Source organism: Streptomyces olivochromogenes (assembly GCF_001514115.1).
In the GTDB taxonomy this organism is placed as follows: Bacteria; Actinomycetota; Actinomycetes; order Streptomycetales; family Streptomycetaceae; genus Streptomyces; species Streptomyces olivochromogenes.
Genome location: NZ_KQ948451.1, coordinates 367,927 through 393,563, shown reverse-complemented (window position 1 = coordinate 393,563; position 25,637 = coordinate 367,927). Strand labels below are relative to the sequence as shown.

At 69.0% G+C, this 25,637-nt stretch carries 23 protein-coding genes, 3 pseudogenes and 1 riboswitch; of the genes and pseudogenes, 16 read left to right on the top strand and 10 right to left on the bottom strand.

Annotated features, from left to right (window positions below; all coding sequences use genetic code 11):
• The first annotated feature begins 20 nt into the window (after positions 1–20).
• Positions 21–953 carry a hypothetical protein gene (locus tag AQJ27_RS01855; RefSeq protein ID WP_244313859.1) on the top strand — a complete coding sequence of 311 codons (933 nt, stop codon included), beginning with the start codon at positions 21–23 and terminating at the stop codon, positions 951–953.
• Between the two features lie 207 nt (positions 954–1,160).
• On the opposite strand, the gene AQJ27_RS01850 is transcribed toward AQJ27_RS01855, so the two are convergent.
• Complete coding sequence (locus tag AQJ27_RS01850) at positions 1,161–3,518, bottom strand: GH92 family glycosyl hydrolase (RefSeq protein WP_067360558.1); 2,358 nt, start codon at positions 3,516–3,518, stop codon at positions 1,161–1,163.
• Between the two features lie 99 nt (positions 3,519–3,617).
• The gene (locus AQJ27_RS51655) at positions 3,618–4,022 is read right to left on the bottom strand and encodes a helix-turn-helix transcriptional regulator (RefSeq protein WP_107120663.1); all 405 of its coding nucleotides are present in this window, start codon (positions 4,020–4,022) and stop codon (positions 3,618–3,620) included.
• 245 nt (positions 4,023–4,267) lie between these two features.
• On the opposite strand from AQJ27_RS51655, the gene AQJ27_RS60480 reads away from it, so the two are divergent.
• From AQJ27_RS60480 to AQJ27_RS01820, 7 genes and pseudogenes are all read left to right on the top strand, one after another.
• Entirely contained in the window at positions 4,268–4,669 is a 402-nt protein-coding gene (locus AQJ27_RS60480; RefSeq protein WP_067360555.1) for a hypothetical protein, read from the top strand.
• Between the two features lie 323 nt (positions 4,670–4,992).
• A complete protein-coding gene (locus AQJ27_RS58370) occupies positions 4,993–5,526 on the top strand; it encodes an aldehyde dehydrogenase family protein (RefSeq protein ID WP_235613414.1) in 534 nt (177 codons plus the stop codon).
• A 59-nt stretch (positions 5,527–5,585) separates the two neighbouring features.
• The gene (locus AQJ27_RS01840; RefSeq protein ID WP_067362628.1) at positions 5,586–6,458 is read left to right on the top strand and encodes a sugar phosphate isomerase/epimerase family protein; all 873 of its coding nucleotides are present in this window, start codon (positions 5,586–5,588) and stop codon (positions 6,456–6,458) included.
• Between the two features lie 128 nt (positions 6,459–6,586).
• Positions 6,587–7,435 (top strand): sugar phosphate isomerase/epimerase family protein, encoded by an 849-nt coding sequence (locus tag AQJ27_RS01835; RefSeq protein WP_067360552.1) that lies wholly within the window; start codon positions 6,587–6,589, stop codon positions 7,433–7,435.
• Positions 7,436–7,698: 263 nt separating this feature from the next.
• Entirely contained in the window at positions 7,699–8,715 is a 1,017-nt protein-coding gene (locus AQJ27_RS01830) for a sugar ABC transporter substrate-binding protein (RefSeq protein ID WP_067360549.1), read from the top strand.
• A 65-nt stretch (positions 8,716–8,780) separates the two neighbouring features.
• Positions 8,781–9,256: pseudogene (locus AQJ27_RS58365) on the top strand (ABC transporter permease subunit); the annotation flags it as partial.
• A gap of 29 nt (positions 9,257–9,285) precedes the next feature.
• Complete coding sequence (locus AQJ27_RS01820) at positions 9,286–10,305, top strand: Gfo/Idh/MocA family protein (RefSeq protein WP_067360543.1); 1,020 nt, start codon at positions 9,286–9,288, stop codon at positions 10,303–10,305.
• A 63-nt stretch (positions 10,306–10,368) separates the two neighbouring features.
• Here AQJ27_RS01820 and AQJ27_RS01815 read toward each other — a convergent pair whose 3' ends face one another.
• The 3 genes and pseudogenes from AQJ27_RS01815 to AQJ27_RS01810 all read right to left on the bottom strand — a co-directional run bounded on the left by AQJ27_RS01815 (position 10,369) and on the right by AQJ27_RS01810 (position 12,864).
• Positions 10,369–11,388 carry a Gfo/Idh/MocA family protein gene (locus AQJ27_RS01815; RefSeq protein ID WP_067360540.1) on the bottom strand — a complete coding sequence of 340 codons (1,020 nt, stop codon included), beginning with the start codon at positions 11,386–11,388 and terminating at the stop codon, positions 10,369–10,371.
• Positions 11,388–11,521 (bottom strand): annotated as a pseudogene (locus AQJ27_RS58360) (dehydrogenase); the annotation flags it as partial. The pseudogene AQJ27_RS58360 and the gene AQJ27_RS01815, both read right to left, overlap by 1 nt.
• A gap of 164 nt (positions 11,522–11,685) precedes the next feature.
• Entirely contained in the window at positions 11,686–12,864 is a 1,179-nt protein-coding gene (locus AQJ27_RS01810) for a phytanoyl-CoA dioxygenase family protein (RefSeq protein WP_067360537.1), read from the bottom strand.
• Between the two features lie 108 nt (positions 12,865–12,972).
• Here AQJ27_RS01810 and AQJ27_RS01805 point away from each other — a divergent pair, with 108 nt between their 5' ends.
• The 3 genes from AQJ27_RS01805 (at position 12,973) to AQJ27_RS01795 (ending at position 16,604) form a co-directional block, all read left to right on the top strand.
• Positions 12,973–14,019 (top strand): LacI family DNA-binding transcriptional regulator, encoded by a 1,047-nt coding sequence (locus AQJ27_RS01805; RefSeq protein WP_067360534.1) that lies wholly within the window; start codon positions 12,973–12,975, stop codon positions 14,017–14,019.
• 140 nt (positions 14,020–14,159) lie between these two features.
• Entirely contained in the window at positions 14,160–14,918 is a 759-nt protein-coding gene (locus tag AQJ27_RS01800) for a PIG-L deacetylase family protein (RefSeq protein ID WP_067360532.1), read from the top strand.
• 306 nt (positions 14,919–15,224) lie between these two features.
• On the top strand, positions 15,225–16,604 hold the full coding sequence (locus AQJ27_RS01795; RefSeq protein ID WP_067360530.1) for a multicopper oxidase family protein: 1,380 nt from the start codon (positions 15,225–15,227) through the stop codon (positions 16,602–16,604).
• 24 nt (positions 16,605–16,628) lie between these two features.
• Here the strand turns inward: AQJ27_RS01795 and AQJ27_RS01790 are convergent, their stop codons facing one another.
• The 3 genes and pseudogenes from AQJ27_RS01790 to AQJ27_RS58355 form a co-directional block, all read right to left on the bottom strand.
• Positions 16,629–17,435, bottom strand: coding sequence for a thioesterase family protein (locus AQJ27_RS01790; RefSeq protein ID WP_067360527.1), 807 nt, complete (start codon positions 17,433–17,435; stop codon positions 16,629–16,631).
• Between the two features lie 59 nt (positions 17,436–17,494).
• On the bottom strand, positions 17,495–17,821 hold the full coding sequence (locus AQJ27_RS01785) for a branched-chain amino acid transporter permease (protein WP_067360524.1): 327 nt from the start codon (positions 17,819–17,821) through the stop codon (positions 17,495–17,497).
• A gap of 295 nt (positions 17,822–18,116) precedes the next feature.
• Positions 18,117–18,419, bottom strand: a pseudogene (locus tag AQJ27_RS58355) (AzlC family ABC transporter permease); the annotation flags it as partial.
• Positions 18,420–18,660: 241 nt separating this feature from the next.
• Here AQJ27_RS58355 and AQJ27_RS01775 point away from each other — a divergent pair.
• Complete coding sequence (locus tag AQJ27_RS01775; protein WP_067360518.1) at positions 18,661–19,098, top strand: Lrp/AsnC family transcriptional regulator; 438 nt, start codon at positions 18,661–18,663, stop codon at positions 19,096–19,098.
• 81 nt (positions 19,099–19,179) lie between these two features.
• Here the strand turns inward: AQJ27_RS01775 and AQJ27_RS01770 are convergent, their stop codons facing one another.
• Positions 19,180–20,160: an NADPH:quinone reductase gene (locus tag AQJ27_RS01770; RefSeq protein ID WP_067360515.1), complete on the bottom strand. Its 981-nt coding sequence runs from the start codon at positions 20,158–20,160 to the stop codon at positions 19,180–19,182.
• Positions 20,161–20,453: 293 nt separating this feature from the next.
• Here AQJ27_RS01770 and AQJ27_RS01765 point away from each other — a divergent pair, with 293 nt between their 5' ends.
• The 4 genes from AQJ27_RS01765 to AQJ27_RS01750 all read left to right on the top strand — a co-directional run bounded on the left by AQJ27_RS01765 (position 20,454) and on the right by AQJ27_RS01750 (position 25,084).
• Complete coding sequence (locus tag AQJ27_RS01765) at positions 20,454–22,235, top strand: FAD-binding dehydrogenase (RefSeq protein WP_067360512.1); 1,782 nt, start codon at positions 20,454–20,456, stop codon at positions 22,233–22,235.
• A 435-nt stretch (positions 22,236–22,670) separates the two neighbouring features.
• A riboswitch (cobalamin riboswitch) is annotated at positions 22,671–22,819 on the top strand.
• A gap of 35 nt (positions 22,820–22,854) precedes the next feature.
• Complete coding sequence (locus tag AQJ27_RS01760) at positions 22,855–23,076, top strand: CbtB domain-containing protein (protein ID WP_054232543.1); 222 nt, start codon at positions 22,855–22,857, stop codon at positions 23,074–23,076.
• A gap of 23 nt (positions 23,077–23,099) precedes the next feature.
• The gene (locus tag AQJ27_RS01755) at positions 23,100–23,852 is read left to right on the top strand and encodes a CbtA family protein (RefSeq protein ID WP_067360509.1); all 753 of its coding nucleotides are present in this window, start codon (positions 23,100–23,102) and stop codon (positions 23,850–23,852) included.
• Positions 23,853–24,187: 335 nt separating this feature from the next.
• Positions 24,188–25,084 carry a hypothetical protein gene (locus AQJ27_RS01750; RefSeq protein WP_235613450.1) on the top strand — a complete coding sequence of 299 codons (897 nt, stop codon included), beginning with the start codon at positions 24,188–24,190 and terminating at the stop codon, positions 25,082–25,084.
• A gap of 61 nt (positions 25,085–25,145) precedes the next feature.
• On the opposite strand, the gene AQJ27_RS01745 is transcribed toward AQJ27_RS01750, so the two are convergent.
• Positions 25,146–25,544 (bottom strand): VOC family protein, encoded by a 399-nt coding sequence (locus tag AQJ27_RS01745; protein WP_067360503.1) that lies wholly within the window; start codon positions 25,542–25,544, stop codon positions 25,146–25,148.
• Between the last annotated feature and the right edge of the window lie 93 nt (positions 25,545–25,637).

The following is a 25,637-nucleotide window of genomic DNA, read 5'->3' as shown; positions in this document are numbered from 1 at the left end:
GACATCTCCGCTTCATGTTCATGCGGACCATGCACGGCGAGCATGTGCTGATTGCCGGGCAGCGGGACGTTCCTGGCATGGCCATTACTGCTCCGGCTCGTCGCTCGCTCACCGCATCTGCGGTCGGCCTCGCCGCGTCGCTCACCGTTTCCCTCGCCGTCCTCGCCCCCGCGCAGCCGGCGTTCGCCGACGCCAACGCCGTACCGACGTACGAGGTGAAGATCGATCTCACGACCGCGGCGCTCGACGCATCGCACGTACCGACCTCGGCTGTGAAGGCGGCCTTCGGGATCACGGGCTCCGCCAAGGCACGCTCCTACGAGTACTACGACACCGACGCGCTCGACCTCAATGCCCAGGGCTGGGACGTCCGGCTCCGTCACAAGTCCGGCTCGGACTTCGAGGAGACCTACAAAAAGCGCTTCCCCGTGGTCGGCGGCGACATCGACGCCGCTCTGGACGAGGCGAACGCGGAAGGTTTCGACAGCAGCGACACCAACTACGACGCTCAGGTGGACTGGGGTTACGCCAAGCAGACCCTGAGCTTCAGCAATGAAAAGAGCCACGGCGCCAGCGGCTACTCCGGCACCTCGATGCCGTCCAGCAGCACCGGCCGTACCTGGCTGGTCAACGAGATCCCCGGCAAGCTCGACGACTGGCTCTCCGACAACTGGGGTTCGGACACCCTGAAGGTCTCCCGAGCCCACGGCCCGGTGACCTCGCAGGTCTGGTCGGGGGCGTGGGAGTCGTCCGACGACGCTGGCATCGAGGTGCTGCCCGTGAAGGACTCCACCGGAACCGGCACCGAGTACGTCGTCGAGTTGTCGTTCAAGACAGACGACTATGCCGACGCCGCGCAACTCCACGCCGACGCCATCGCCGTCGCCGATGGACACGGCTGGCTGTACCACGGCGACATCCTCAAGACCCAGCTGATTCTCGACCGCTACTGAGCGATCCTGCCCCGCAGCCCTGCACCGCGCGAAGCTCCGGTCCCAGGCGGCGGAGGCCGTCGAGTGGCGGCCGCGGCCCCCGTCATGCGCATGCGTTGACCAGCACATGGGCGATTGCCGCGACCGCGTCTCGTCAGGCGTGTGGTGTGTGCCGAAGTGCCGCGGTCGGAGCTTCGGCCGGGGGATCAACAGCTGTCGATGACCGCCTCACCGCGTAGGTCCCAGGGCGGGCGGGGCGGCGTCGGCGGACGTCCCCCAGCCGGACGGTTCGGCGCCGACGGTGAAGGACAGCGACCGCAGGCCTCGGAGCGACTCGGTCGTCAGATACGTACGGCCGTAGGAGGAACCGTCGACCCTCGCCGACTGGATGTACCGGTCACGGTCGGAGGTGCCCGGCGCCGTCACGGTCAGGGCGCCGTGCGGGTAGTAGCGCCGGTCGAGCGTCAGATCGACCCGCGGGAAGACGGGCGTCGACAGGCCCCAGGTGTCGTAGCCGGGCTGCACCGGGAAGATCCCGATGGACGAGAGCACGTTCCAGGCGGACATCGTGCCGAGGTCGTCGTTGCCGGTCATGCCGGTCGGTGCGTCCGTGAACAAGGTCAGCGCGGCGTGCACCACATCGGTCGTCTTCCACGGCTGACCGGTCGACAGATACGTGTAGGGGGCGATCAGGTCGGGCTCGTTCTGCGGGTTGTACTTGTCCGCGTTGTAGTAGTCGTACGGGCCGTTGACCCACACCTCTCGCGCGGTCTTCGCCGGGTCCTTCAGAAGCTGCTCGTACGCGAAGAACGAGTCGAGGCGGTCATTGGCCGTCTGCTTGCCGCCGATCAGGTCGACCATGCCCGGCAGGTCCTGCGGCACGAGCCACTGGTACTGCCAGGACGTGCCCTCGTGGAAACCCTCGCTCAGGGCCGGGTCCGCCGGTCCGGTGAAGGAGCCGGAGGCATCCCGCGCGCGGAAGAAGCCGGTCGAACCGTCGTAGATCTTCCGGTAGTTCTGGGCCCGTGCGGCATAGCGTGCGGCGTCCGCGTCGTGGCCCAGATCCCGCGCCATCGCGCCGAGCATGGCGTCCGACAGGGCGTACTCCAGGGTCGCGGAGGCGCCGTGGTCGTAGTCCGAGTCGCCGGGCTTCGCGTGCGGGCGGTCCTTGACGTACGGCGCGAAGCCGTTCGCGATGTACTCCTTGTTGGCCTCGCGGCCCACCGCGGGCGAATCGGCGGGAGGCACCCCGTCGGCGTTCTTCTTCAGGGCGCGGTAGGCCCGTTCTGCGTATCCGTCGGCCCCCTTGAGCAGGCCCTGCTGGTAGGCGTTGGTCAGGAACGGGGTGACCGGGTCGCCGGTCATGATGTTCGTCTCGACCGTGCCGTAGCCCCACTTGGGCAGCCAGCCGCTGTCCTCGTCGATCTTGATGACGGAGATCGCCATGTCCCTGGCCTCACGGGGCGCGAGCAGGGAGAGGAGCTGCGACTGGGTGCGGTAGGTGTCCCACAGTGACCAGTTCTGGTAGTAGGTGAAGCCCTGTGCGCGGTGGACCCGCTGGTCCCAGCCGGTGTAGCGACCGTCGGCGTCGCTGCCGATGTTGGGTGCGAGGAAGGACCGGTAGAGCGACGAGTAGAACGTGCGGCGCAGGGTGTCACCGCCGCCCTGGGCGCGTACGTCGTCGAGCCGGTCCTCCCACGCGCGGTGCGCCTGGCTCCGGACGGCGTCGAACGAACGGCCCCCCTCGGAGCGGAGGTTGAGGGCGGCACCGCGGGCGTCCACGTACGAGAGCGCGGTGGTCGCCTCGACCGTCCGGTCCTTGGTGGTGTCGAAGCGGACGAAGGCGCCGTTGCGTCCCGCGCTCACGGATTCCCTGGATCCCTCGGTGACGGTGTCGCCGTTCCAGGTGCCCGAAGTGGTGAACGGGCGGTCGAAGCGGGTGACGGTGTAGACGGTGTACGGCTTGGTGTCCTGGCAGAAGCCGCTGCCGGTGATGGCGGTGCGCACCGTGCGGTTGTCGAGGATCTCGACCTTGGTGGAGATCGTCCTGTGCAGCGACTGCCCCGCGTTGAGCAGGACGTTGGCCTTGTCCGTGGCCGGGAAGGTGTAGCGCTGCACCCCGGTCCTGGCGGTCGCGGTCAGCTCGGCCTCGATGCCGGTCTTCAGGTCGACCCGGTACGAGCCGGGGTTCGCCCGCTCGCTGTCGTGGCTGAACTCCGCCTCGTACTTGGCGTAGTCCGTCTCGGTGACGTCACCCGTGGTCGGCAGCACGGGCAGGTCGCCGCCCAGGCCGCAGCCGACGCCCGAGAGGTGGACGAGGGAGAAGCCGCGGATGTGATTCTGGGAGTAGTCGTAGCCGGTGTTGTGGCCGGTGTCCGGCGAGAACTGCACCATGCCGAAGGGCACGGCTGCGCCGGGGTAGGTGTTGCCTTCGTTCTCCGTTCCGATGAACGGGTTGACCAGATCGGTGAGCGGGGCGCTGGGCGGGGCGTCCGCCCGAGCCGCCGGAACCGCGAGGGAGCCGCCGAGGAGCACGGCGGTCGCCACCACCATCCCCGCATCGCGTAGCCGTTGAGTCCATCCCATGGGCGGGAATGCCTCCTCGAAGCCTAGACAACGTTGTCAAGCGCTGGGCGCGCCCATTCTTCGTCGTGTACACGTAATCGTCAAGTACCCTGTGTGGCTCTACTGACGAGTAGTCAGGTGGTCGGGTGGTGTCCGCGCGCAGGACGTCGGCTGTCCCGAAGCCGACTGCGCCGGCCGTGGTTGCTGCGATCCTGGTTCCTCTGATCCTGGTTCCTGCGATCCTGGTTCCTCCGGAGCCGGCTCTTCCGTGGCGGACTTGTGCTGCTCGTCGCCGTCCGGGTTCCGGTGGGCGGCGGCGCCGAGTAACTCCTCGCGCTCCATGGGCCGTAGCGGCAGCGCCTTGGCCAGCTCCTGCATCGTGGTCATGCGCGGGTTGGAGCCCCTGCCCGTTTCCAAGCCGCGGATGGTGCGCACGCTCACCCCGGAACGCTCAGCCAACTCCTCCTGGGTCAGCCCCGCCTGGACCCGCAGTCGCCGCAGCGCATCGCCGAACCCACTGGTCACAAGTCACGGCCCATTTCTCTGAGATGTCGCCTTTTCGCAGGTGGGGGACTCTAGCGCGGCCACCGGCCACGTATGACCGGTTCAGTGTCCTGTCCACGTTTCCTCCACCGGGGCCACCTTCGAGGGCATCGAGGGATCGACTCGACGGGTCGAGTGGATCGACCGGTCCGGAGAACGGGGAACAGTCATGCCGACGACGACCGCACCGCACGGACGACCGTCACCGCCCGCACATTCTGGCGAAGTTGGAGCTGCCGGACCGGGCTGCCGCCATCGTGCACGCCTTCGACTGCGGTCTGGTCGTGCCCGGACAGGGCCCGCGCAGGCAGGCGGTGGCGTCGGGGATCGCTGTCCGACAGCGGACTGGCCCCGCACCCGGTCCATGGCTTCGGGTCTCCGTGCTCGGCCCGTTGCGGGCGTGGCTCGCCGGTCAGCCCGTGGACGTCGGCCCGGTGCGGCAGCGGGCCGTGCCGGCGGCGTTGGCGGGCTGTGACCGGACGCAGGTGCTGAGCGGCCAGAACGCGATCATGGCGATCACGTCGGTGTTGAGCGGTGGCAGCTGTCCCCAGCGGAACGACAGGCAGGCACTCTCCTGGCGGATCTTCAACGGCGCGGGCAAGGTCTGCGCCGTGCAGAGGACGAACTGAGTCGCTTGACGCGTCGGGGCGGCCCGAACGGTTCTCGGGCCGCCGCGCCCCTATGGCGTGGCGGAGATGGCCGGGTGGTCAGTCGTCGTAGTCGACCGAACTGCAGATGCTGTTGAACGTGCTGCAGCAGGGCAGTGCCTTCGTGCGCTCCTCGCGCGTCCCGGTGTCGGGCCACGCCGATGATGGAAAAAAGATGGGCTCAATGACGTAATAATGATGGATTCCGCCCCTTCATTAATGCCCTGCGGTCCACCTACCCTTGCGGCCATGCAACGGCCTGGCCGTTGGCTGACCAGCCTTGAAGGTTCCTGGAGGGGAAGGCAATGGCGCCTGTGGAACTACGCGTCGGAAGCCGATGGCAAGCGTCGGCGGGGTCGAGACGGACCCGGGACGTGACCTCGTCCTTCGGCGGCTCGACCGTCGATACCGTCGAGGTGGCCCTCGCGGCGGCGGAGCGGGGAGCCGCGGTATGGCGACGTACCCCCTCCGGGAGCGCGGTCGCGTTGGGCGGCTATGCCAACGCCGGGCAGGTGTGCATCTCAGTCCAGCGAGTGATCACCCACCCCGACATCACCGCCGACTTCCTCGACGCCCTCGTCTCCAAGGTCAAGGCAATCCGGACCGGCGACCCGTCGTCCCCTGCACCTGGCCAAGCGGCTGAGAGCACTGACGGAACTGGTGCGGGACGGCCAGTGGGGCATGCGGACACTCGCCTACGACCCGTTCAGCCCTCCACCGTCCGAGTGCGCCTGCGCCGACCTCGGCGAACTGGCCGGGTCGAGCGAGGGAGCGATCCTGATCAACTGCGCCCGCGGTTGGCCAACCCCGACTGGAACCACCGAAAGGCCACGGCATGACCACCTCACCCACGAACTCACCCACCACCTCACCCACGAACTCACCCTCGAACTCGCCCTTGAACAGGATCGCCGGCGCGCCCATCTCCTGGGGCGTGTGCGAAGTCCCCGGCTGGGGCTACCAGTTGACGCCCGAACGGGTGCTGAACGAGATGCGCGAAGTCGGCCTGGCCGCCACCGAGATCGGCCCTGAAGGCTTCCTGCCCGGCGAGCCGGACGTCATGGCCCGGGTTCTCGCCCACCACGACCTCCACGCGGTCGGCGGCTTCACCCCGCTGCTGCTGCACGTGCCCGGACACGACCCGCTGCCCGAGGTGGAACAGCTCCTGGAGAGCTACGCCGCCTCGAAGGCCGAGGTCCTCGTCCTGTCGGCCGTCACCGGCCAGGACGGCTACGACTCCCGCCCCGAACTCGACGCCGACGGCTGGAAGCTGCTGCTGTCCAACCTCGACCGGCTCGCCTCGCTGGCCGCCGAACGCGGCGTACGCGCCGTCCTGCACCCGCACGTCGGCACGATGATCGAGAACGGCGACGAGGTCCGGCGCGTCCTGGAACACTCGGCGGTCTCGCTCTGCCTCGACACCGGGCACCTGCTCATCGGCGGCACCGACCCCGCCGAGCTCACCCGCCAGGCGCCCGAGCGCATCGCCCACACCCATATGAAGGATGTGGACGCCTCCCTCGCCGCCAAGGTCCGGTCCGGACAGCTCAGCTACACCGAGGCGGTGCGCAAGGGCATGTATCGCCCGCTGGGCGCGGGGGACGTGGACGTCCAGGCCATCGTCACCCACCTCGGCGCGCGCGGCTACGACGGCTGGTACGTCCTGGAACAGGACACCATTCTGACCGAGGAGCCCAAGGAAAAGGGGCCGGTCGAGGATGTGTGGGCCAGCGCCGAGCATCTGCGCACGGTGCTGCGCGGTGTCGCGTAGCCGTATATGGGCCTGATGCGTTTTTGATGTCTTCGGAGGGATTGACCGGCATGTGCGGGGCACCCAAGAATGCCGCAGTTATTGGGTGCCACGTCTTTTTCCGAACATGAGGGATCCAGGAAACACAAATGACCGCTGACGAATTTCTGGCCACGTGTTGGACCACGGCGGGTGACGCCGCTCCCGACGAGGAGGACCAGCGCAGTCCACTGAATCTGCGGGAACGCGTGGATGCGGCGCGCGAGGCCGGATTCACGGGCTTCGGGCTGCTGTACGCGGACCTGGTGGAGGCCGAGCGCGAGTACGGGCTCGCCGGTATCCGGTCTCTCTTCGAGGACAACGGAATCAGCCACGTCGAGTTGGAGCTGCTGACCGACTGGTGGGCCGACGGACCCCGGCGGACCGCGTCTGATGCCGTCCGCAGCGGACTCCTGAGGGCCGTCGAGGCGCTCGGCGCACGCACCCTCAAGATCGGCCCCGATGTGGCGGACGAGCCCTGGGACCTCGACGTCTGGGCCAAGGAGTTCGCCACGTTGGCGGCGCAGGCCGACGGTGTGGGCGCCCGGCTCGGGATCGAGTTCCTGCCCTGGTCCAACCTCAAGACCGTGCACGACGGACTGCGGCTCGTGGAGGCCGCCGGTCACCCGGCGGGCGGGCTCATCATCGACGTCTGGCACACCGAGCGCGCCCACACCCCTCCCGCCGACCTGGCGGACGTACCCGGGTCGCGGATCGTGGGCGTGGAGCTCAACGACGCCGACAGTCAGATGGTCGGCACTCTCTTCGAGGACACCGTCCATCGCCGTCGGCTGTGCGGAGAGGGCTCTTTCGACCTCCCGGGGATCATCACCGCGCTCCGTACGGCCGGCTGGAACGGCCCCTGGGGCGTGGAGATCCTCTCGGACACGCATCGTGCGCTGCCGGTGCGGGAGGCGGCCGCAGCGGCGTACCGGAGTGCCGCGACGCTGGTGAAGTGAAGGCCACGGCCCCGGTCCTTCCTCTGTATGAGCAAGGGCCGGGGAACGTCCGGTCATTTTGATGCAAAGGCCATGCACTTTTCCGTGTGGGGGCATGCGAAATCAGCGTCAATTAATGTTCTGGCATCTTTTCCTGATGGATAAATGATGTCATTGCAAACATTGACCTGAGGGTGAGGTGAGGGTTCCATCTCGTCATGAGCAACAGCGGTGTTAACGAGCCGCTTTGCCTTTCCCCTGCAGCACAGTGAGGTGCCGGAAAGATGGACCGTTCCTCCCACCCCCGCTCCCGCAGAATCGTCCCCGTTGTCGCAGCGGCAGCCGCCGCACTGCTTGTGGCCGGCTGCTCCAGCAGCTCCGGTGGCAAGCAGGCCGAAGAGAGCGGGAACACCGTCTCGGCAGGCAAGGCCGGCACTCCCCGCATGACGGTCGCGATGATCACGCATGCCGCCCCCGGTGACACCTTCTGGGACACGATTCGCAAGGGCGCCGAGGCCGCCGCGGCCAAGGACAACGTCAAGCTGGTCTACTCCAGCGATGCCAACGGCCCCAACCAGTCGAACCTGGTCCAGAACGCCATCGACCAGAAGGTCGACGGCATCGCTGTCACTCTCGCCAAGCCGGATGCCATGAAGGCCGTGGTCGCCAAGGCCGAGCAGGCCGGTATCCCCGTCGTCGGCTTCAACACCGGCGTGCAGGACTGGAAGGAGCAGGGTCTGCTCGAGTACTTCGGCCAGGACGAGAGCATCGCCGGCGAGGCGTTCGGCCGCAGGCTCAACGAGGCCGGGGCCAAGCACACCGTCTGCGTGATCATGGAACAGGGGCAGGTGGCGCTGGAGGCCCGCTGCGCGGGCGTGAAGAAGACGTTCGGGGGCAAGACCGAGATCCTCTACGTCAACGGCACCGACATGCCGTCGGTGAAGTCCACGATCATCGCCAAGCTCAAGCAGGACAGCTCCATCGACTACGTGACGACGCTCGGCGCTCCGTTCGCGATGACCGCCATCCAGTCCATCGCCGATGCCGGCACCAAGGCCAAGCTCGCCACGTTCGACCTCAACAAGGACGCGGTCGGCGCCATCAAGTCCGGCAAGATCCAGTGGGCCATCGACCAGCAGCCCTACCTCCAGGGGTACCTGTCGATCGACTCCCTGTGGCTCTACAAGACGAACGGCAACTACAGCGGAGGCGGCGAGGCACCCGTGCTGACCGGGCCGGCCTTCGTCGACAGGTCCAACGTCGACAAGGTCGCCCAGTTCGCCGCCAAGGGAACCCGGTGACGACCACAACCCGGACCACGGCCCCGGCGACGGGCTCCTCGTCCCCGGCTCAGCCGGCTCCTCGGATGATCGGCGGCGAGTCCGACCTGTCGGCGGGCGTCGCGGTGATCGCCTCGGCGCTGACGGCGGCCCTGCTCAGCCACCAACTGAGCACGAACTCTGGGTGGGCGTGATCGTCGCGCTCCTGGTGTCGCCGGCGATCGGCTTCTTCAACGGCTGGATGGTGGTCAAAAGACCGGGCTGCCCCAGCTTCCTGGTCACCCTGGACGGCTTCGCGGCCATCGCCACCTGGATGCTGCTGCGCGCCAGGTACGGCAACTGGATCTCCGCGGTCGGCGACCACTTCAGCGTCCTGCGCCTTCGCGCCATGGAACTGTCCGCGGAACGCGGCGAGATCACCCTCGAAGAACTGACCGACCACATGGCAGGCGGAGCCGAACTCGCCGCACTCAAGCACAAGTTGTCCCAGGTCCGCGGGGCCGACGCGGAGGAGCTCCCCGAAGAGCACGCCCTTCGGGTGGGCGCCCTCAAGGCCAACTGACCCTCACCAGCAACGGAGACCTCACGAACATGCCACCTCAGCGAGCACTGGGTGTTGCCGTCGTCGGCACCGGCAAGATGGGCGCGGATCATGTGCGCAGACTCCACGACGTCGTCAGCGGGGCACGCGTGACAGCCGTCGTCGACATCGAGGCGGAACGGGCGAAGACGCTCGCGGACGCCATCGAGGGCTGCACGGCGTACACCGAACCCGCGGCGGCCATGGCAGCGCAGGACGTGGACGCCGTCCTCATCGCCTCCCCGGGGCCCGCCCACGAGGCGGCCCTGCTCGAGGCCCTCGGCCGTGACCTGCCGGTGCTGTGCGAGAAGCCGCTCACCCCCGACGCGGCGTCCGCCCTTCGCGTCCTGGCGGCGGAGCAGCGGCTCGGGCACCGGCGTGTCCAAGTGGGCTTCATGCGGCGGTATGACACCGAATACATGAAGCTGAAACGGCTCCTCGATGGCGGGGAGCTGGGCAGGGCACTGATGCTGCACCATCGGCACCGGAACCTGTCGATGCCGCCGTGGTTCACCAACGAGATGCTCATCAACGACTCGGTGGTGCACGAGATGGACGTGACACGCTGGCTCCTCGACCAGGAGATCACAGCGGTCACCGTGCACAAGCCGGCCCCGACGTCGCATGCTCCGGCCGGTATGAACGACCCTCAGTTCGTTCTCCTCGAAACCGAGTTGGGTGCCCTGGTCGACGTCGAGATCTTCGGCCACTGCGGCTACGGCTACCAGGTGCAGGCCGAAGCGGTCTGCGAGCGGGGCACCGTACGCATCGGTGACGAGCACGGGCCGCGGCTGAGCACCGACGGCCGCTGGGGCGGACGCATCACACCGGACTACGTCGAGCGCTTCGAGGACGCGTACGACCGTGAGGTCCAGAGCTGGGTGGACGCGACCCGACGTGGCGAGATCGCCGGCCCCAGCGTCTGGGACGGCTACGCGGCCGCGGCCGTGTGCGAGGCGGGCGTGCTCTCCCAGCGGGAGGGACGACGTGTGGAGGTCGAGCTGATCGAGCGGCCCGCCTTCTACCGGTAGGCCGAACACGGAACGGGAGAGGGCGGTACCGGACCGGTACCGCCCTCTCCCGTTCGCTCTTCGTCATGCCGTGGCCGGAAGGACCGTACGTGGCCGTATGGGGAACCCGGCCGCCCGGTAGGAGTCGTCGATGAGCCGCATCGTGGTCAGCGCGTCGTCGGCGTCGAGCGCCGGCGGCGTCCCGCGCCGCAGGTGGGCGGCGAAGGCCTCGAGTTGGTAGGTGTACGAGGACCGGCGGCCGAGTTCCTCGGTGCGCTCACCGGCGGCCGTACGGACGACGACCCGGTCGTCCAGATGCGGCTGTACGAAGTTCACCGCCGTGGCTTCGCCGCGCGAGCCCACGACGCGGCAGCTCATCTGCCAGGTGTCGTGGGCCATGTGGCAGCGGGCGCTGCCCGTGGCGCCGCCCGGGAACTCCAGATCGACGTCCAGCCACTCGTCGACCCCCGCCGCCTGAGCCTTCTCACCACCACGCGCGGCGACCAGCCGGGGCGCTCCACCTGCCCACGGCGCGAGCATGCGCTGGGCGTGCAGGCTGTAGCATCCGAGGTCCATCAACGCGCCGCCTGCCAAGGGGAGTTGCCACCGTACGTCGTCGTCCGGTGGCGCGGGCATGGCGACCATCGTCTCGACGTGCCGGAGGTCGCCCAGCTCCCCGCTGCCCAGCAGCTCGTGCAGGCGCCGGGTGACCGGGTGGAACAGGTAGTGGAAGCCCTCCATGAACACCGTGCCCGCCTTGGCGACGGCCTCGTGGACCTGGGCCGCCTCCGCCGTGTTGCTCGCGGACGGCTTCTCGGTGAGGACGTGCTTGCCGGCCTGGAGAGCGGCCAGGTTCCACGGCCCGTGCAGGCTGTTGGCCAACGGGTTGTAGACGACCTCGATCTCCGGGTCGGCGACGAGCTCGGCGTAGGAGTCCGCCACCCGCTCCACGCCGTGCGTGGCGGCGAAGGCCTCGGCCCGGTCGCGGTCGCGGGCGGCCACCGCGACCAGGCGGTGACCGGTCGCCCGGGCCGGTCCCACGATCGACAGCTCGGCGATCCGGGCCGCGCCCAGGACTCCGATCCGCAGGGGTTCGTCCGTCATCACTTGCGCACCTCGTCGAGTCGTATGGGTCGGGGTTCAGGCAGGACATGGTGCACGCCTCGGCGATCAAGCTCGCCTCGACGGCGTCAGCGACCGTGCAGGGGGAGGTACGGGTCCCGGCGGCGACTTCGGTGTCCTCCAAGCCCACCGCGATGCATCCGTGAGGCGGGCGACGTCGTCACGGCGTCCGCCCTGCTCGCCCTGGACGACGGCACCATCGCCGTCCAACTCCCGCGGCTGCCTCCGTTCCCGAGGGCGACCTTGTCCTCGAGAAGTCCCATGAACGCCGTGTCGCTCTCAGCTCCGGCGGCGCTTGGCGGCCGCCTGCAGTGCCTGGCGCAGCCGCTCGGGCTCCCAGTCCTCGGCGACGGCCTGCAGGACGGTGTCCGCCTGGGAGGGCGGGGCAAGACCGTCCACCGGCGGGTCGAGGTCGAGGTTGGTGGGGAAGGGGTAGCCCTCGGCGGTGGCCGCGATCACGCGGCGCAGCCAGTCCTCCGAGACGCCCTCCGCCTTGCGGCTCAGCAGCACCGGGAACAGCGCGTTCGCCATCGCCTCGCGGTCCACCGACTCCATGGCACGGCCGAAGGCGGAGGAGATCTGCAACAGATTGGCCATGCGCCTGATGCCGGCCGAACGGTTGTGCCCGGCGGCGTGGAAGAGCGCCGGGTTGAAGAAGACCGCGTCACCCTTCTCCAGGGGGAGTTGGACGTGGTGGGCGTCGAAGTACTCGACGAACCGCGGGAGTCGCCAGGCGAGATAGCCGGGCTCGAACTTCTGCGAGTGCGGCAGGTAGAGGGTCGGGCCGGACTCGACGGGCATGTCGCAGTGGGCCACCGCGCCCTGCAGGGTCAGCACCGGCGAGAGCCGGTGGACGTGCGCCGGGTAGGTCGCGGCGCGCTCCTGGGAGAGGAAGCCGAGATGGTAGTCGCGGTGGACGTTCTGCGCCGCGCCGCCCGGGTTGACCACGTTGACCTGTGACGTGACCTGGTAGGCGGGGCCGAGCCAGGCCTCGGAGATCAGCTCGATGATGTCGTTGGCGTAGTAGTCGGCGAACACCTCGGGCGCCCGTACGGCCACCTTGTCCAGGGCGTTCCAGACGCGGTCGTTCGCGCCGGGCTTGGCGAAGTGGTCGCCGCGGGCCGTGCCGCTCGCGCGCTCCTCCTCGATCAGCGCGCGGAAGGCCTCGGACGCCGCGTCCACGACGGCCGCGTCCGGGAAGGCGCCCTTGAGGACCACGATGCCCGGCCCGTCCGACAGAGCCCGGACCAACTCGTCCTGCACGCTCCGACGGCCCTCCGGGGAGATCGCCAGCGAGCGGAGCCGATCGCTTTCGTACAGCGGGACGTTCTGTTCGACCCGCTCGGCCGAGGGGTGGTCGGCGGGGTCGGTGCGCTGCTCCACGAGTGAGCGGAACACGTCGAGATCGCAGTCCGCCTCGGTCAGCCAAGTCCGCGCTCCTGCGGCTGTGGGAGACATCCGGGTCCTTTCGCAGTCCGTCCATTTCTGCCAGTCTTGAGAACCTCAACCCATCATTCAATGCTTGTCGGTACATCAAAAGTGCATCATCGGCTCTTGGGATCAGTCATGCGACACCGCTACCCGATCAGGGAAATCGCCCGTCAGGCCGGACTGAGCACGGCCACGGTCGACCGCGTCCTCAACGAGCGGGGCAACGTGACGGAGAGCACCGTCAGGGAGGTGCACGAAGCCATCAGGGACCTGGACCGCCAGCAGAGCCAGGTCCGGCTCGGTGGCCGCACCTTCATGATCGACATCGTGATGCAGACTCCGGAGCGGTTCTCCACCGCGGTACGGGACGCACTCGAAGCCGAACTGCCCTCCCTGCATCCCGCTCTCGTACGTTCGCGCTTCCACTTCCGCGAGACCTGCCCTCCCGCAGAACTGATCGGCACCCTGGACAAGATCGCGAAGCGTGGTACGCAGGGCGTGATCCTCAAGGCCCCCGACGAGCCGGAGATCGCGGCCGCGGTCGGCCGGCTGGTCGCGGCCGGCATCCCCGTCGTCACCCTGGTGACCGACCTGCCCCACAGCGCACGCCTGGCGTACGTCGGCATCGACAACCGCGCGGCCGGGGCCACCGCCGCCTATCTCCTCGGGCAGTGGCTGGGCAAGCGGCCCGGCAACGTGCTCACCACCATCAGCCGGGGCTCCTTCCGGGGAGAGGAGGAACGGGAGATGGGCTTCCGCAGCGCGATGCGCCTCGCCGATCCCAGACGATCCCTGGTGGAGGTCACCGACAGCGACGGCCTGGACGCCACCCAGCACGATCTCGTCCTGGAGGCGCTGAAGCGGGACGAGGACATCATCGCCGTCTACTCCGCGGGCGGGGGCAACCTCGCCACCCTCGACGCCTTCGACGCGCTCGGGCGGGAATGCGAGGCGTTCATCGCCCACGACCTCGACCACGACAACACCCGCCTGCTGCGCGAGCGCCGCCTGTCCGCGGTCCTCCACCATGACCTGCGCCAGGACATGCGCCGCGCCTGCCAGATCATCATGCGCGCCCACAAAGCACTCCCCGACGACGGACCGTCACTGCCCTCGGCCATCCAGGTGGTCACACCGTTCAACATGCCACCGGGTGCTGCGTCCGTGCCGGTCGCCGACTGAAACCGAAAGGCTCGACGCTTGGCTACGCGGGCGAGTCGCGACTCGGGAGTCGTCCGCGCTGCGGCAGGCCGGAGTTCAGCAACGCGCCGCCCTGGGGGACGTACGATCGGTTCTCCTTCGCCCCGGAAGGCGGTCCGCCCGTGTCGGTGCCGAGCCTGCTCGCGGTTTTCGCGCACCCGGACGACGAGTCACTGTCGGCCGGCGGGGTGCTCGCCCGTCACGCAACCGCGGGCGCCCGCACGGCAGTTGTCACGGCCACCTGGACCGCGGACACCCCGCGGGCCGCGGAGTTGGCCGAGGCGCTGCGGATCCTCGGCGCCGGCGAACCGCGGATGCTCGGCTACGCCGATGCGCGTGTACCGCAGTCGGCCCCGGGCCGTGTGCGGCTCTGCGACGCGCCGCTCGACGAGGCGGTGCGTCGCTTGGTGGCGCACATCCGGGAGTTCCGCCCGGACATCATGGTCACCCATGACGCCTACGGTGGGCTGCCCGGTCACCCCGACCACGTCCACACTCATCGGGTGACCATGCTCGCTGCCCAAGCGGCAGGGCTTGAGCGGCTCTACCCCGATGCCGGTGCCCCCTGGCAGCCGCGTGCCCTCTACCTGGCCACGCACCCGCACTCGGCCGTGCCGGCGCTGAGAGACGTGATCGGTGCGCGCAAGACGGTGTACAGCGTTCCGGACGAACAGGTCACCGCGACTGTCGATGTCGGCCCCTGGATGGAGCGGAAGATCGCCGCCGTACTGGCGCACCGCTCCGAGGTCGAGCGAGGAGCTCTGCCGGGGGTGATCGCCGGTCTTTCGCCGGAGGCACGGGAGCGGCTGTTCGCCACCGAGTGGTACATCCGCCACGCTCCGATTACCGCGGCCTCGGCCCAGACGGAACTGACCGCCTGACCACGCGGCCCTGAGTCGAATCGAAGTGCGATCGCGTGTGTCAGAAGGGCCGTGAGGCGGGTCCCATCGACCCGGGGCATGGGGGAACGGGCTCGCTCATCAAGGTGATGACCGCCCCGTCCCTTGGGGTCGTGACCGATTTCGCCCGATTTCCCGATGCATGATGGCAGCTCACGGCCGCCCGTTTTCCCTAGGTGCAGTGCATGGGAGTTCAGCTTGTCCGCACATGCCCGTCGCGCCCGGACCGTCATCGGATCCGCGCTTGCCGCACTCGCATTGGCTGCGGGGTGTTCCACGCATACGGAGATGAGCGCACTCGGCCATCCGGAGCTGTCGACGGTTCCCCTCCAGACCGTGTCCCCGTCGCCGGCCCTCACCGCGCGGGCAACGCACGATCTGCGCGACCCCGAGCAGATCGTGAGCAGGAACGGACTGCTCAGGACCAGGATCGTCGTCGAACGCAAGAAGGTGCGCCTGGCAGGCCGCGATCTGTGGGCCCTGACGTACAACGGGATGTACATGCCGCCCACGCTGCGTCTGCGGCCGGGGGACCGGATGGAGATCTCCTTCGAGAACAAACTCGACCACCAGACGAATCTGCACGTCCATGGCATGCACGTCTCACCCGTCGGCCATTCGGACAACGTCTTCCTCAAGGTCGAGCCAGGGAAGACGTTCACCTACGAGTACACCTTCCCCAAGAGCCTGGAGCCGGGAACGTACTGGTACCACCCACACCCGCACACGCTCTCCGCCCCTCAGACCGCTGGCGGCATGTCCGGCCTGATCGTGGTCGACGGCCTCGACAGGTATCTGCCCGCGCCGCTTCGCGGGATCACGGAACACGCCGTCGCGCTCAAGGACTTCCAACTCGTGGGCGACCAGATCAAGACCTCGCATCTCAAGATCGGTGCACCCACGACACGCACCGTCAACGGGCAGCTCAACCCACTGATCCGGATCAGGCCCGGCGAGACCCAGCTGTGGCGCCTCGCGAACATCGGGGCCAACATCTTCTACAAAGTGACGCTGCCGGGCACCAAGTTCCACATCGTCGCCCAGGACGGCTACCCGGTGAACAGGGTCTACTCCGTCGACTCCATGGTCATCCCGGCCGGTGCCCGCTACGACGTGCTCGTACAGGGCCCGAAGGCCGGCGTGTCGGAACTGCGGACCCTGCCGTACAACTCCGGCAAGGCCGGAAACCAGTTCCCCGAGGCCACGCTGGCCACGGTCCGGTCCGAGGGCGAACCGATGCGACCCGCGACCTTGCCCACCACCTTTGCCCCGGTGGACGACCTCGCGAAGGAGGCCGTCGCGGCGCGCAGGACGGTCATCTTCACGGAGAACAAGGCGGGCACGCTCTTCTACATCAACCACAAGCTGTTCAACCACGACCGCATCGACTTCCGGGCCAAGCTCAACACCGTCCAAGAGTGGACGATCAAGAACGACAGCGACGAGGTCCACTCGTTCCACATCCACACCAACGACTTCCAGGTGATGAGCATCAACGGCGAGCCGCAGGTCAACTACGGCTTGCGGGACACCGTCGACGTCCCCGCGCGCGGAAACATGGTTGTCCGTATCCGGTTCCTCGACTATCCGGGCAAGACGGTCCTGCACTGCCACATCCTCAACCATGAGGACGCGGGGATGATGGCGGTACTCCAGATCGACAAGTGACCGCCCCGCAGGCGTCGTCCGTGATCACTGGCCCGTTAGGGGGCGGACGGTGAGGATCTGTTGTGCGTGTCCGACCGGGCCGTTGAGGTCGTGCAGGACGGTGCTGGTGAGGCCTTGGCCGGTCGGGCCGAACGTGACCGTGGTGTCCAGGCCGGTCCAGTGGCCTTCGGGCCGGCGGTGGAGGTGGACCGTCAGGTCGACGTTGGGGTACATCCAGGCGGTGGGCGGCTGTCGTACGGCGATGCCGTTGGCGGTGTCGACGAGGGCGAGGTAGGTCGCGAGCGTGCTGCTGGGCTCGTCGGCGACGAGGGCGTGGCGGGTGGAGATCCAGGCGGTCGTACGGCCCGCCTGGGGTGGTGCGAGCGGGCGGACGTCCAGGGAGGCGATGTATCCGCCGGGCCACACCGAGGCCATCGGCCACGGGGCGAGCGCCTGGGGAGGGGTGAGCCGTTCGTCGGGGCCCCCGGCGACGGCGGAGGTGTCGACGGTGGCGAGGAGCCAGGCGCGGGCACGGACCACGGGCCGGCCGGCGATGAGCACGACGGCCTCGATCAACTCGATGGTGCGGCCCGGGCGGATGGTCTCCACCCGGATCTCGCACTCGTCGAGGGCGGGACGCCCCAGGATGTCGTAGCTGATCCGGGCCAGGACCAGGCCGGTGTCCGGCCGCCCGGCCAGATGGCGGTCGATGGCGTGGACGACGAGACCGCCGAGCGGGCTGAAATGCTGTTCGTCGGGGTCCCAGGCTCCGCCCGTGTGGGCGGTCGGCTTGTAGCGGTGCTCGTCGATGCGCTCGTAGTAGCTGTCGGGGACCGGGGTGCCGGTGTTCAACGGACGTTTCTCCTCGGGCGGTTCACGGAGCTGTTCAAAGGGCTGATCACAGGGGGCGATCACAGAGTATTGAGCAGGACGACGTAGACGGCGGTGCCGATACCCACGCTCAGGATCGTGCGGCGGCCGAAGGCCAGGTGGACGCCGATGGTGACGGCGACCGCGAGCAGTGCGTACCCCGTTCCGTGCGGGTCGCGCGTGATCGTGCCGTGCAGGGCCGTCACGGCGAGGATCGCGAGGATGCCGACGGGCATCCACACGGACAGCTGCCGCACCAGCGCCGAGCCGCGCAGGGTGCGCAGTACCGCGAACGGCAGGGCGCGCAGCGCGAAGGTGAGAGCGAAGACGATCGCCAGGACGGTGATGAGGTACGAGGTGCTGGGCATCGGTGGTCTCCCGGGCGGGCCGGCGAGTGGTGAGCGTGTGGCGCACCAGGAGCAGGCCGACGAACATCAGCAGCGCGGTGAACATGGCGAGGCCCGGGGTCAGTACGAGTGCGAGCGCGGCGGCGGCACCGGCGAGCAGGACGGAGGGGAGTTCCCTGCGGGAGCGGAACGCGTCCAAGGTGAGCACGGTGAACAGGGCGCACAGGGCGAACTCCAGGCCCTTGATCGGCGCGGGCAGCGCGGCGCCGAGAGCGACCCCGACCAGACCGCCGCCGACCCAGTAGGTCTCGCAGGCGATCTGCATCGCCAGCAGCCGGGGCGCCGAGCGTTCCGCCTCGGGCAGGGAGGCGTTGACGGCGTAGGCCTCGTCGATCATGGCGTAGACGGCGTAGGCCTTCGCGACCGGGTGCTTGACCAGGTGGAGGGGGAAGGAGAAGGCGTAGAAGACGTGCCGGAAGTTGACCACGAGGACGGTCAGCGCGACCGCGGCCAGGGGGGTGACGGTGGCCATCATGCCGACCAGCAGCAGCTCCAGGGAGCCGGCGAACGCGGCCAGGGACAGGGCGGGGGCGAGCCACCAGGGCAGGCCGGCCTGCATGATCAGCAGGCCGAGAGCGATACCCAGGGGGAAGATCCCGAGGCCTGCGGAGAAGGAGTCGCGGACTCCCAGGGTGATCTGCCGGCGCCGCTCGGCGGGAGCCCGGACCGCGACCGGGGCGGGTTCCGGTGTGGCCGCGCGGGACGGAACGTCGTGGTGCATGTGTTTATCGTCCCGGAAAACGCGCGCCATGTGGTTGCGAAGATTGCGCGCCAGGCGGTCTGGGGTGCAATCTTCTGACGTGGATGCGATCGATCTGGCAATCATCGCCGAGTTGGAGCGGGACGGGCGGCTGACCAACGTCGAGCTGGCGCAGCGGGTCGGGCTCACGACAGGGCCCTGCCTGCGGCGCGTGCAGCGGCTGGAGGCTGACGGTGTCATCCGCGGTTACCGGGCCGTCATCGACCCCGTTGCCGTGGGCCGCTCTTTCGAGGTGCTCCTCGACCTCAGCCTCGAAGCCCAGGACGCGGAGACGGTCGAGCGCTTCGAGCAGACCATGGCGCAGGCCGAGGAGGTCATCGAGCTGAGGAGGCTGTTCGGCAGCCCGGACTACTTCGTGCGCGTGGCGGTCGCGGACCTGTCCGCCTACGAGACCTTCCTCAGCGGGCACGTGATGACCATTCCGCGGATCAAGAACGTCACCTCACACTTCACGATGAAGGTGGTGAAGACGGCCTGATGACCGGCCGTCCCATCGGCTGTAGCGCCGGCCGTCCCGCGACGCCGGCCCGGTCGGTCGGGGACGGTCGGTGAGGGACGGTCAGTGGGGGATGGTCACCAGCACCCTGCCCCGGCCGCCGGCGTCGACGCGGTCATGGGCTGTGGCGATGTCCTCCAGCGGGTAGCGGTCGCCGACGTCGACGGTGAGGGCGCCCACGGCGGCCGCGGCGGTGAGGTCGCGGGCGGCCTGGCGTCTGGCCTCGGCCGGGAAGTCGTCGCTGCCGAGCAGCCGCAGGGTGACGTTCTTGAACAGCAGGGGCCAGAAGGGGATTTCGGTCCGGTCGGCGCGGGTGGCGTAGGCGGCGATGACCGCGTCCGGCGCGGCGACGGCGGTGTCCAGGTCGGCGTTGTCGGAGAGTGCCACTTCGATGATGCGGTCCACGCCCTGGGGCGCGTACGTGCGGATTGCCGCCGCCGGGTCGGCGGAGTCGAGGGCGACGGCGTGGGACACGACGGCCGGGTCGACGCGGTCCAGGTCGTCGCCGCGGCGGACGGTGGTGAGCACGGTGGCTCCGCCCCAGCGGGCGAGCTGAGCGGCCAGGGAGCCGACCCCGCCGAGCACTCCGTGCACCAGCACGGTCCTCCCGTCCACCGGCCCGTCGCTGAACACGGTCCGGTGTGCGGTGATCCCGGGAATGCCCAGGCTCGCGCCGAGTTCGTCGCCGAGGTGGTCGGGCAGGGGAACGGCCAGGTCCGCGGGTACGACGGTGTGCTGGGCGGCGGTGCCGAAGGGCCGGTACGACTGGGCGCCGTATACCCAGACACGCTGTCCGACCCGGCGTGCGTCGACACCGTTCCCCACGGCGTCGATCACCCCGGCGGCATCGCTGTGCGGAATCACCCGCGGATACGGCATCGACGAGCCGAGCCACCCGTGCCGCTTCTTCGTGTCCCCGGGATTCACCCCCGACACGGTGACACGGACCCGAACCTCACCGGGGCCGGGCTCGGGGTCGGGGAGTTCCCCGACCCTCAGCACGGCCGTGGCCGGGCCTTGTTCGTCGTACCAGGACGCAAGCACGTGGGACCTCCGTCGTCTCTCAGCTCGCGGGTTCTTCGAGCGTAGGGGGAGCGTTCCCGATGCGCGCGGCGCCGGGCTCGGTGCGCCGCACCAGCAGGCCCGCCTTGGTCCGATGAGGCTGACGTCGGGCCGGGATGGGCCCATGGCGGCCTGTTCGGGAGGCGGTCGCGACTTCGCCCGCGCGGTCTGGTTTCCCTGGGTGCTACCGGCGGTAACAACAGAGGTGTCGCGGCACACCCTTGTGTGTCTGGCGCACCGCCCGCACCTCCCGTACCTCTTCCGGAAGGCACCTCATGGAGAATTCGGCGTCCCCCACGGTGATCAGCAGACGAAGAGCCCTGACGGTGGCCGGCGGCGTGGTCGCCGGCGCGGCCCTCGCCGCGCAAGCGTTACCGGCGTTCGCGGCCGGGTCGGCGGACGCCGACGCGATCGTCGTCGGCGGTGGCCTCGCCGGCCTGGTCGCGACGGCCGAACTGGCCGCCGCGGGGCGCAAGGTACTGCTCCTGGACCAGGAACCCGAGTCCAACCTGGGCGGCCAGGCGTTCTGGTCCTTCGGCGGTCTGTTCCTGATCGACTCCGACGAACAGCGGCTGATGGGAATCAAGGACTCCCGCGAACTGGCGTGGCAGGACTGGCTGGGCACGGCAGGCTTCGACCGCGGTGTCGAGGACCCGGGCGGTCAGGACTACTGGGCCCACAAGTGGGCCGAGGCGTATGTGGACTTCGCCGAGGGGGAGAAGCGGTCCTGGCTCTACGGACTGGGGATCCGCTGGTTCCCGATCGTGGGCTGGGCCGAGCGCGGCGGCGGCCTCGCGGACGGTCACGGCAACTCGGTGCCCCGTTTCCATGTCACCTGGGGTACCGGTCCGGCGGTGGTCGAGCCGTTCGAGAAGCAGGTGCGGGCCGCGGTCGCGAGCGGAAAGGTGACCTTCAAGTTCCGGCACCGCGTCGACGAGATCGTGCGCGCCGGCGGTGTCGTGACGGGTGTGCGCGGCGCGGTCCTCGAACCCAGTACGGCGGCGCGCGGCAAGGCCAGTTCCCGCACGGTGGTGGGCGACTTCGAGCTCCGTGCTCCGGTCGTGATCGTCACTTCGGGCGGGATAGGGGCCAACCACGATCTGGTACGGCAGAACTGGCCGGCCCGGCTCGGCACCCCGCCCAAGTTCATGGTCACCGGTGTGCCGGCGTATGTGGACGGGCGGATGCTGGGGATCACCGAGGCGGCGGGCGGCCGTATCGTCAACCCCGACCGGATGTGGCACTACACGGAGGGCCTCAGGAACTACGACCCGATCTGGGCCAACCACGGCATCCGTATCCTCCCGGGACCGTCGTCGATGTGGTTCGACGCGACCGGCAAGCGGTTCTCCGCCCCCGACATGCCCGGCTACGACACTCTGCACACCCTCGAGTCGATCACCGACAGCGGCTACGACTACTCCTGGTTCGTCACCACGCAGAAGATCATCGCGAAGGAGTTCGCGCTCTCCGGTTCCGAGCAGAACCCGGACCTCACCAACAAGGACATCCTGAAGCTTCTCTCGCGTATCTGGCAGACGCCGGAGCCGATCGAGAAGTTCAAGAAGAACGGTGTCGACTTCGTCGTCGCCTCCAGCCTCTCCGAACTCGTCACCGGGATGAACCGGCTGACCGGCGACGGCCTGATCCAACTGGCCGACCTCCAGAGGCAGATCGAGGCGCGGGACCGGGAGATCGACAACCCGTACACGAAGGACGTCCAGGTGATGGGCATCCGCAACGCGCTGGCCTACACGGGGGATTCGCTCAGCCGCACCGCCGCGATCCACAAGATCCTGGACCCCAGTGCGGGACCGCTGATCGCGGTGCGGCTCAACATCCTCACCCGCAAGACCCTGGGCGGCCTGCAGACCGATCTGTCCGGCCGTGTTCTTGACGCCTCCGGCGCCCCGGTTCCCGGTCTGTACGCGGCCGGTGAGGTGGCGGGATTCGGCGGTGGAGGAGTGCACGGATACCGCTCCTTGGAAGGCACCTTCCTCGGCGGCTGCCTGTTCTCCGGACGCCAGGCAGGACGCGCGGCGGCCGCGGCGATCTGAGCCGCGCGGTCGGTCGCGGACTCCGTTCCCGGCGCGTGCGACAGCTCTCCACCCACCGGCAACTCAGTGGCCCTGCCAGGGGCGTTGTGCTCCAGGCGCGACCGCTGAGTTCCGGTCGGTGGCCGCGCGGGCCGGTTCCCGCCGAACGGCGGGTGGGTGCACACCGTTCCACCCCACGCGGCCTTCGGAGAGGACGACGACCCGGTCGAAGTTCTCCGCGCAGAAGCACGACCGCCACACGTCCGCCGGCCCTGACGGTCGGTGAGACGTCCGCCAGCGCGGTCGTTCCGTTGCCTCGAACACCACGCCGGTCGCCGGCGAGGCCGGGGCACCGGACTCGGCCGGGTAACGCCACCGCTGACCCGCTGTTCACCGGGGACCCGCCACCTGGTGCGAGAGGAAGATCACGCCAGGTGGCGCGGTCTTGGCCCCGCACCCGACACGCGGTACGGTCGGTGCGATATCGATGACGGCAAGACGGAAGCCGGTGGGAAACCGGCACGGTCGCGCCACTGTGAACGACAGGCTCCAGCCCGCTGGGACCTCTTGTGAGTCAGACCCGTAGCCGTCGTCCAGTGCACCACCGAGATGGGACGCGAACTCCCGAGGAGGCCCTGCCATGGCGCAGACCGTCGCCCAGCCGACAACCACCACCCCCGTCGTTCCCGCCAAGTTGCCGCTCAAGGCGATTGCTCCGTGGGCGGTCTTCTTCGGCATTCTGATGCTCGTCCTGCTGTACTTCGTCGGTGCCGAACAGGGCGCCACCTCCGTCGTCTCCGGCTCGGACGTCCACGAGTGGGTACACGACGCCCGCCACCTTCTCGGCTTCCCCTGCCACTGATCGAGGGGAACCCCAGCACTGCCATGAACTCCGCAACGGTAAGAAATCTGCTCGTGCGGGGCATGCTGGCCGGCCTCGGTGCCGGCCTGCTCGCCCTGGTTGCCGCCTACTTCCTCGGTGAGCCGAGCGTCGATAGCGCGATCAGCTTCGAGGAAGCCCACTCCCACGAGCACGAGATGGAGATCGTCTCCCGCTCTCTGCAGTCCACCGCCGGTCTCGCCACCGGCGTCCTGGTCTACGGCGTCGCCTTCGGTGGCATCGCCGCGCTGGCCTTCGCCTTCGCGCTCGGCCGCGTCGGCCGCTTCAGCCCGCGGGCGACCGCACTGCTGCTGTCCGGCTGCGCGTTGCTGGCCGTGTACGTCGTGCCGTTCCTGAAGTACCCGGCCAACCCGCCGTCGGTCGGCAACCCCGACACCATCGGCAAGCGGACCACCCTGTACTTCCTGATGATGGTGCTCAGCGTGCTCCTCGCGATCGGCGCCACCATCCTCGGCAAGCGGCTGGCACCCAGGATCGGCACCTGGTACGCCACCGTTGGCGCGGTGGCCGCCTTCGCCGTCGTGATCGGTCTGGCGTACGCGTTCCTGCCGGTCATCAACGAGGTACCGAAGGACTTCCCGGCCAGCCTGCTGTGGCGGTTCCGTCTCTCCGCACTGGCCATCCAGACCGTCCTGTGGGGCGGATTCGGCCTGGTCTTCGGCGAGTTGGCCGAGCGGTTGCTGAACCCCAAGCCGGTGACGGCCGCCGCGAGCGGACGGGTCGCCGTCCCCAGCTGACCCGACTCTCCACACGAGTGAAGGCCCCCGGAACCATCCGGGGGCCTTCTCGTGTCGTAAGTCCCCTACCGCCGTGGTGCGTTCCGTGGAGGAAGTGGGCAACCGGTGAAGGATTGACGGGAGTTGTCAAAAGTTGGAAGAATCCAGCTCGCTTCGCCGCGTCTGAAGTGAGCGAAGCGACACGAGTGGCTTGGGCGGCATGCCTGCCGCCGGTTCCTGCGTCGGGTCATCCAGTTCTGCCGTCCGCGTCGGTCACTCGCGCGCCATCACCTCCCACACTCTCGATTTCACAGAGGCTCATCTTGTCGCGTTCGCAACACTCCAGAACTCTGGCTGTGCTCGCCGCCACCGCATTCGCCACCTCCGCCGTGCCCCTGCTCGGCGCGGGGGTGGCCAGTGCCACGACCGCCGGGGCGTGCGAGTCCGCCACGGTCCAGTACCGCATCGTCGGCGCCGACGGAAACGTCGTGGGCGCCGACTGGACCTCGCAGGGCGGGTTCCATCAATGGGACACCGTTCCCGGGAGCGTCCAGGTCCGGCTGGCTCCGGGCCAGACGGTCGGGGAGGGCTGCAAATACCCCGTGTCCCTCGCCGAATACACCACCGAGGGGCCGAACTGGTATGTCTCCGGGCACCAGAGCCTGGTCGACAAGGCCACGGTCTACCTCACCGCCGACGACGTCGCCGGTACGGACGACGCGCAGCGGACCTGGCAGAAGCTCGCCGTGAAGACGCCGGACTGCTACGGCCAGATCGACCTGTACGGCGACGACATCACCTACGACGGGAAGACGGGGGAGGGACACGGCCCCCTGCCCTACGAGCCCGACAACGTCGTCACCCCCTACCACCTCATAGCGGCGTGGAACGGGGGCGAACAGCCGTGCACCCCCGGCCCGTCGGACTCGCCCACCCCGACGCCGTCGACCCCGACCACTCCCGCCACCCCGGTCACGCCCACGACTCCCGCGGGCGGACAGCCTCCCGCCGAGGAGACGACCCCGCCTCCGACCAGCCCCAAGCCCTCCACCACGCCTCCCACGACGCCGGACGTGCCCCCGCTGGAGTCGACGCCGCCCGCCACTCCCGAGCCGTCGCCCAGCGACAGCGGTCCGCCGCTGGCGGAGACGGGTGCGAGCGCGCCGGTCGGCACCCTCGCGGGCGGCGCGGCCCTGGTGGTCGCCCTCGGTGCCGGGGCGGTGTACGCGTCCCGTCGCGCACGTCGCTCATGACCGCGGCGCGAGGGGTCACCTTCTTGGCGTAGCCCAGCCCGCCGGCTCCGCCTCGGCGTCGTCAGGAAGCGAACTTCTTGACGGCGTCGGGGCTGACCGGGGTGAAGAAGTTGACGAGGTTGCCGTCGGGGTCGCGGAACAGCAGCGAACGGTTGCCCCAAGGCATGGTGGTGGGCTTGTTGACGAAGTCCTCCACGAAGCCGGTCAGGTTCTCGTACACGCCGTCCACGTCGTCGACGAGGAACTCGATGATCACGGAGCGGTTGTCGGACGGACGGGCGGCGTCGGGGGCGAACAGCGGCACGGTGCGGATGCCGGCGATCGCGAGCGTGGCTGACGCCGTCCTGAGCTCGGCGAAGTCCTCGTGGGACCAGCTCGCGCGGGCGCCGGTCGCGCGCTCGTAGAAGTCGACGAGGCGTGCGACGTCGCCCGTGATGACGCGGAGCGAGACGAGGTTCACGATGATCTCCCGGTGAGTTCGGTGGATGCGTACTCACGGAGGCTAGGAGAGATAGCGGACAGATTCCGCCCGGTATTGCGGGGATACTTCTGA

Excerpts from the sequence above, each read along its gene's own strand:
- AQJ27_RS01850 (WP_067360558.1), bottom strand. The coding sequence starts at position 3,518 with ATGGGATGGACTCAACGGCTACGCGATGCGGGGATGGTGGTGGCGACC.
- AQJ27_RS01760 (WP_054232543.1), top strand. The coding sequence starts at position 22,855 with ATGGCGCAGACCGTCGCCCAGCCGACAACCACCACCCCCGTCGTTCCC.
- AQJ27_RS01805 (WP_067360534.1), top strand. The coding sequence starts at position 12,973 with ATGCGACACCGCTACCCGATCAGGGAAATCGCCCGTCAGGCCGGACTG.
- AQJ27_RS01820 (WP_067360543.1), top strand. The coding sequence starts at position 9,286 with ATGCCACCTCAGCGAGCACTGGGTGTTGCCGTCGTCGGCACCGGCAAG.
- AQJ27_RS01855 (WP_244313859.1), top strand. The coding sequence starts at position 21 with ATGCGGACCATGCACGGCGAGCATGTGCTGATTGCCGGGCAGCGGGAC.
- AQJ27_RS01795 (WP_067360530.1), top strand. The coding sequence starts at position 15,225 with ATGAGCGCACTCGGCCATCCGGAGCTGTCGACGGTTCCCCTCCAGACC.
- AQJ27_RS01835 (WP_067360552.1), top strand. The coding sequence starts at position 6,587 with ATGACCGCTGACGAATTTCTGGCCACGTGTTGGACCACGGCGGGTGAC.
- AQJ27_RS01810 (WP_067360537.1), bottom strand. The coding sequence starts at position 12,864 with ATGTCTCCCACAGCCGCAGGAGCGCGGACTTGGCTGACCGAGGCGGAC.
- AQJ27_RS01815 (WP_067360540.1), bottom strand. The coding sequence starts at position 11,388 with ATGACGGACGAACCCCTGCGGATCGGAGTCCTGGGCGCGGCCCGGATC.
- AQJ27_RS01755 (WP_067360509.1), top strand. The coding sequence starts at position 23,100 with ATGAACTCCGCAACGGTAAGAAATCTGCTCGTGCGGGGCATGCTGGCC.
- AQJ27_RS01765 (WP_067360512.1), top strand. The coding sequence starts at position 20,454 with ATGGAGAATTCGGCGTCCCCCACGGTGATCAGCAGACGAAGAGCCCTG.
- AQJ27_RS01785 (WP_067360524.1), bottom strand. The coding sequence starts at position 17,821 with ATGCCCAGCACCTCGTACCTCATCACCGTCCTGGCGATCGTCTTCGCT.
- AQJ27_RS01830 (WP_067360549.1), top strand. The coding sequence starts at position 7,699 with ATGGACCGTTCCTCCCACCCCCGCTCCCGCAGAATCGTCCCCGTTGTC.
- AQJ27_RS58370 (WP_235613414.1), top strand. The coding sequence starts at position 4,993 with ATGGCGCCTGTGGAACTACGCGTCGGAAGCCGATGGCAAGCGTCGGCG.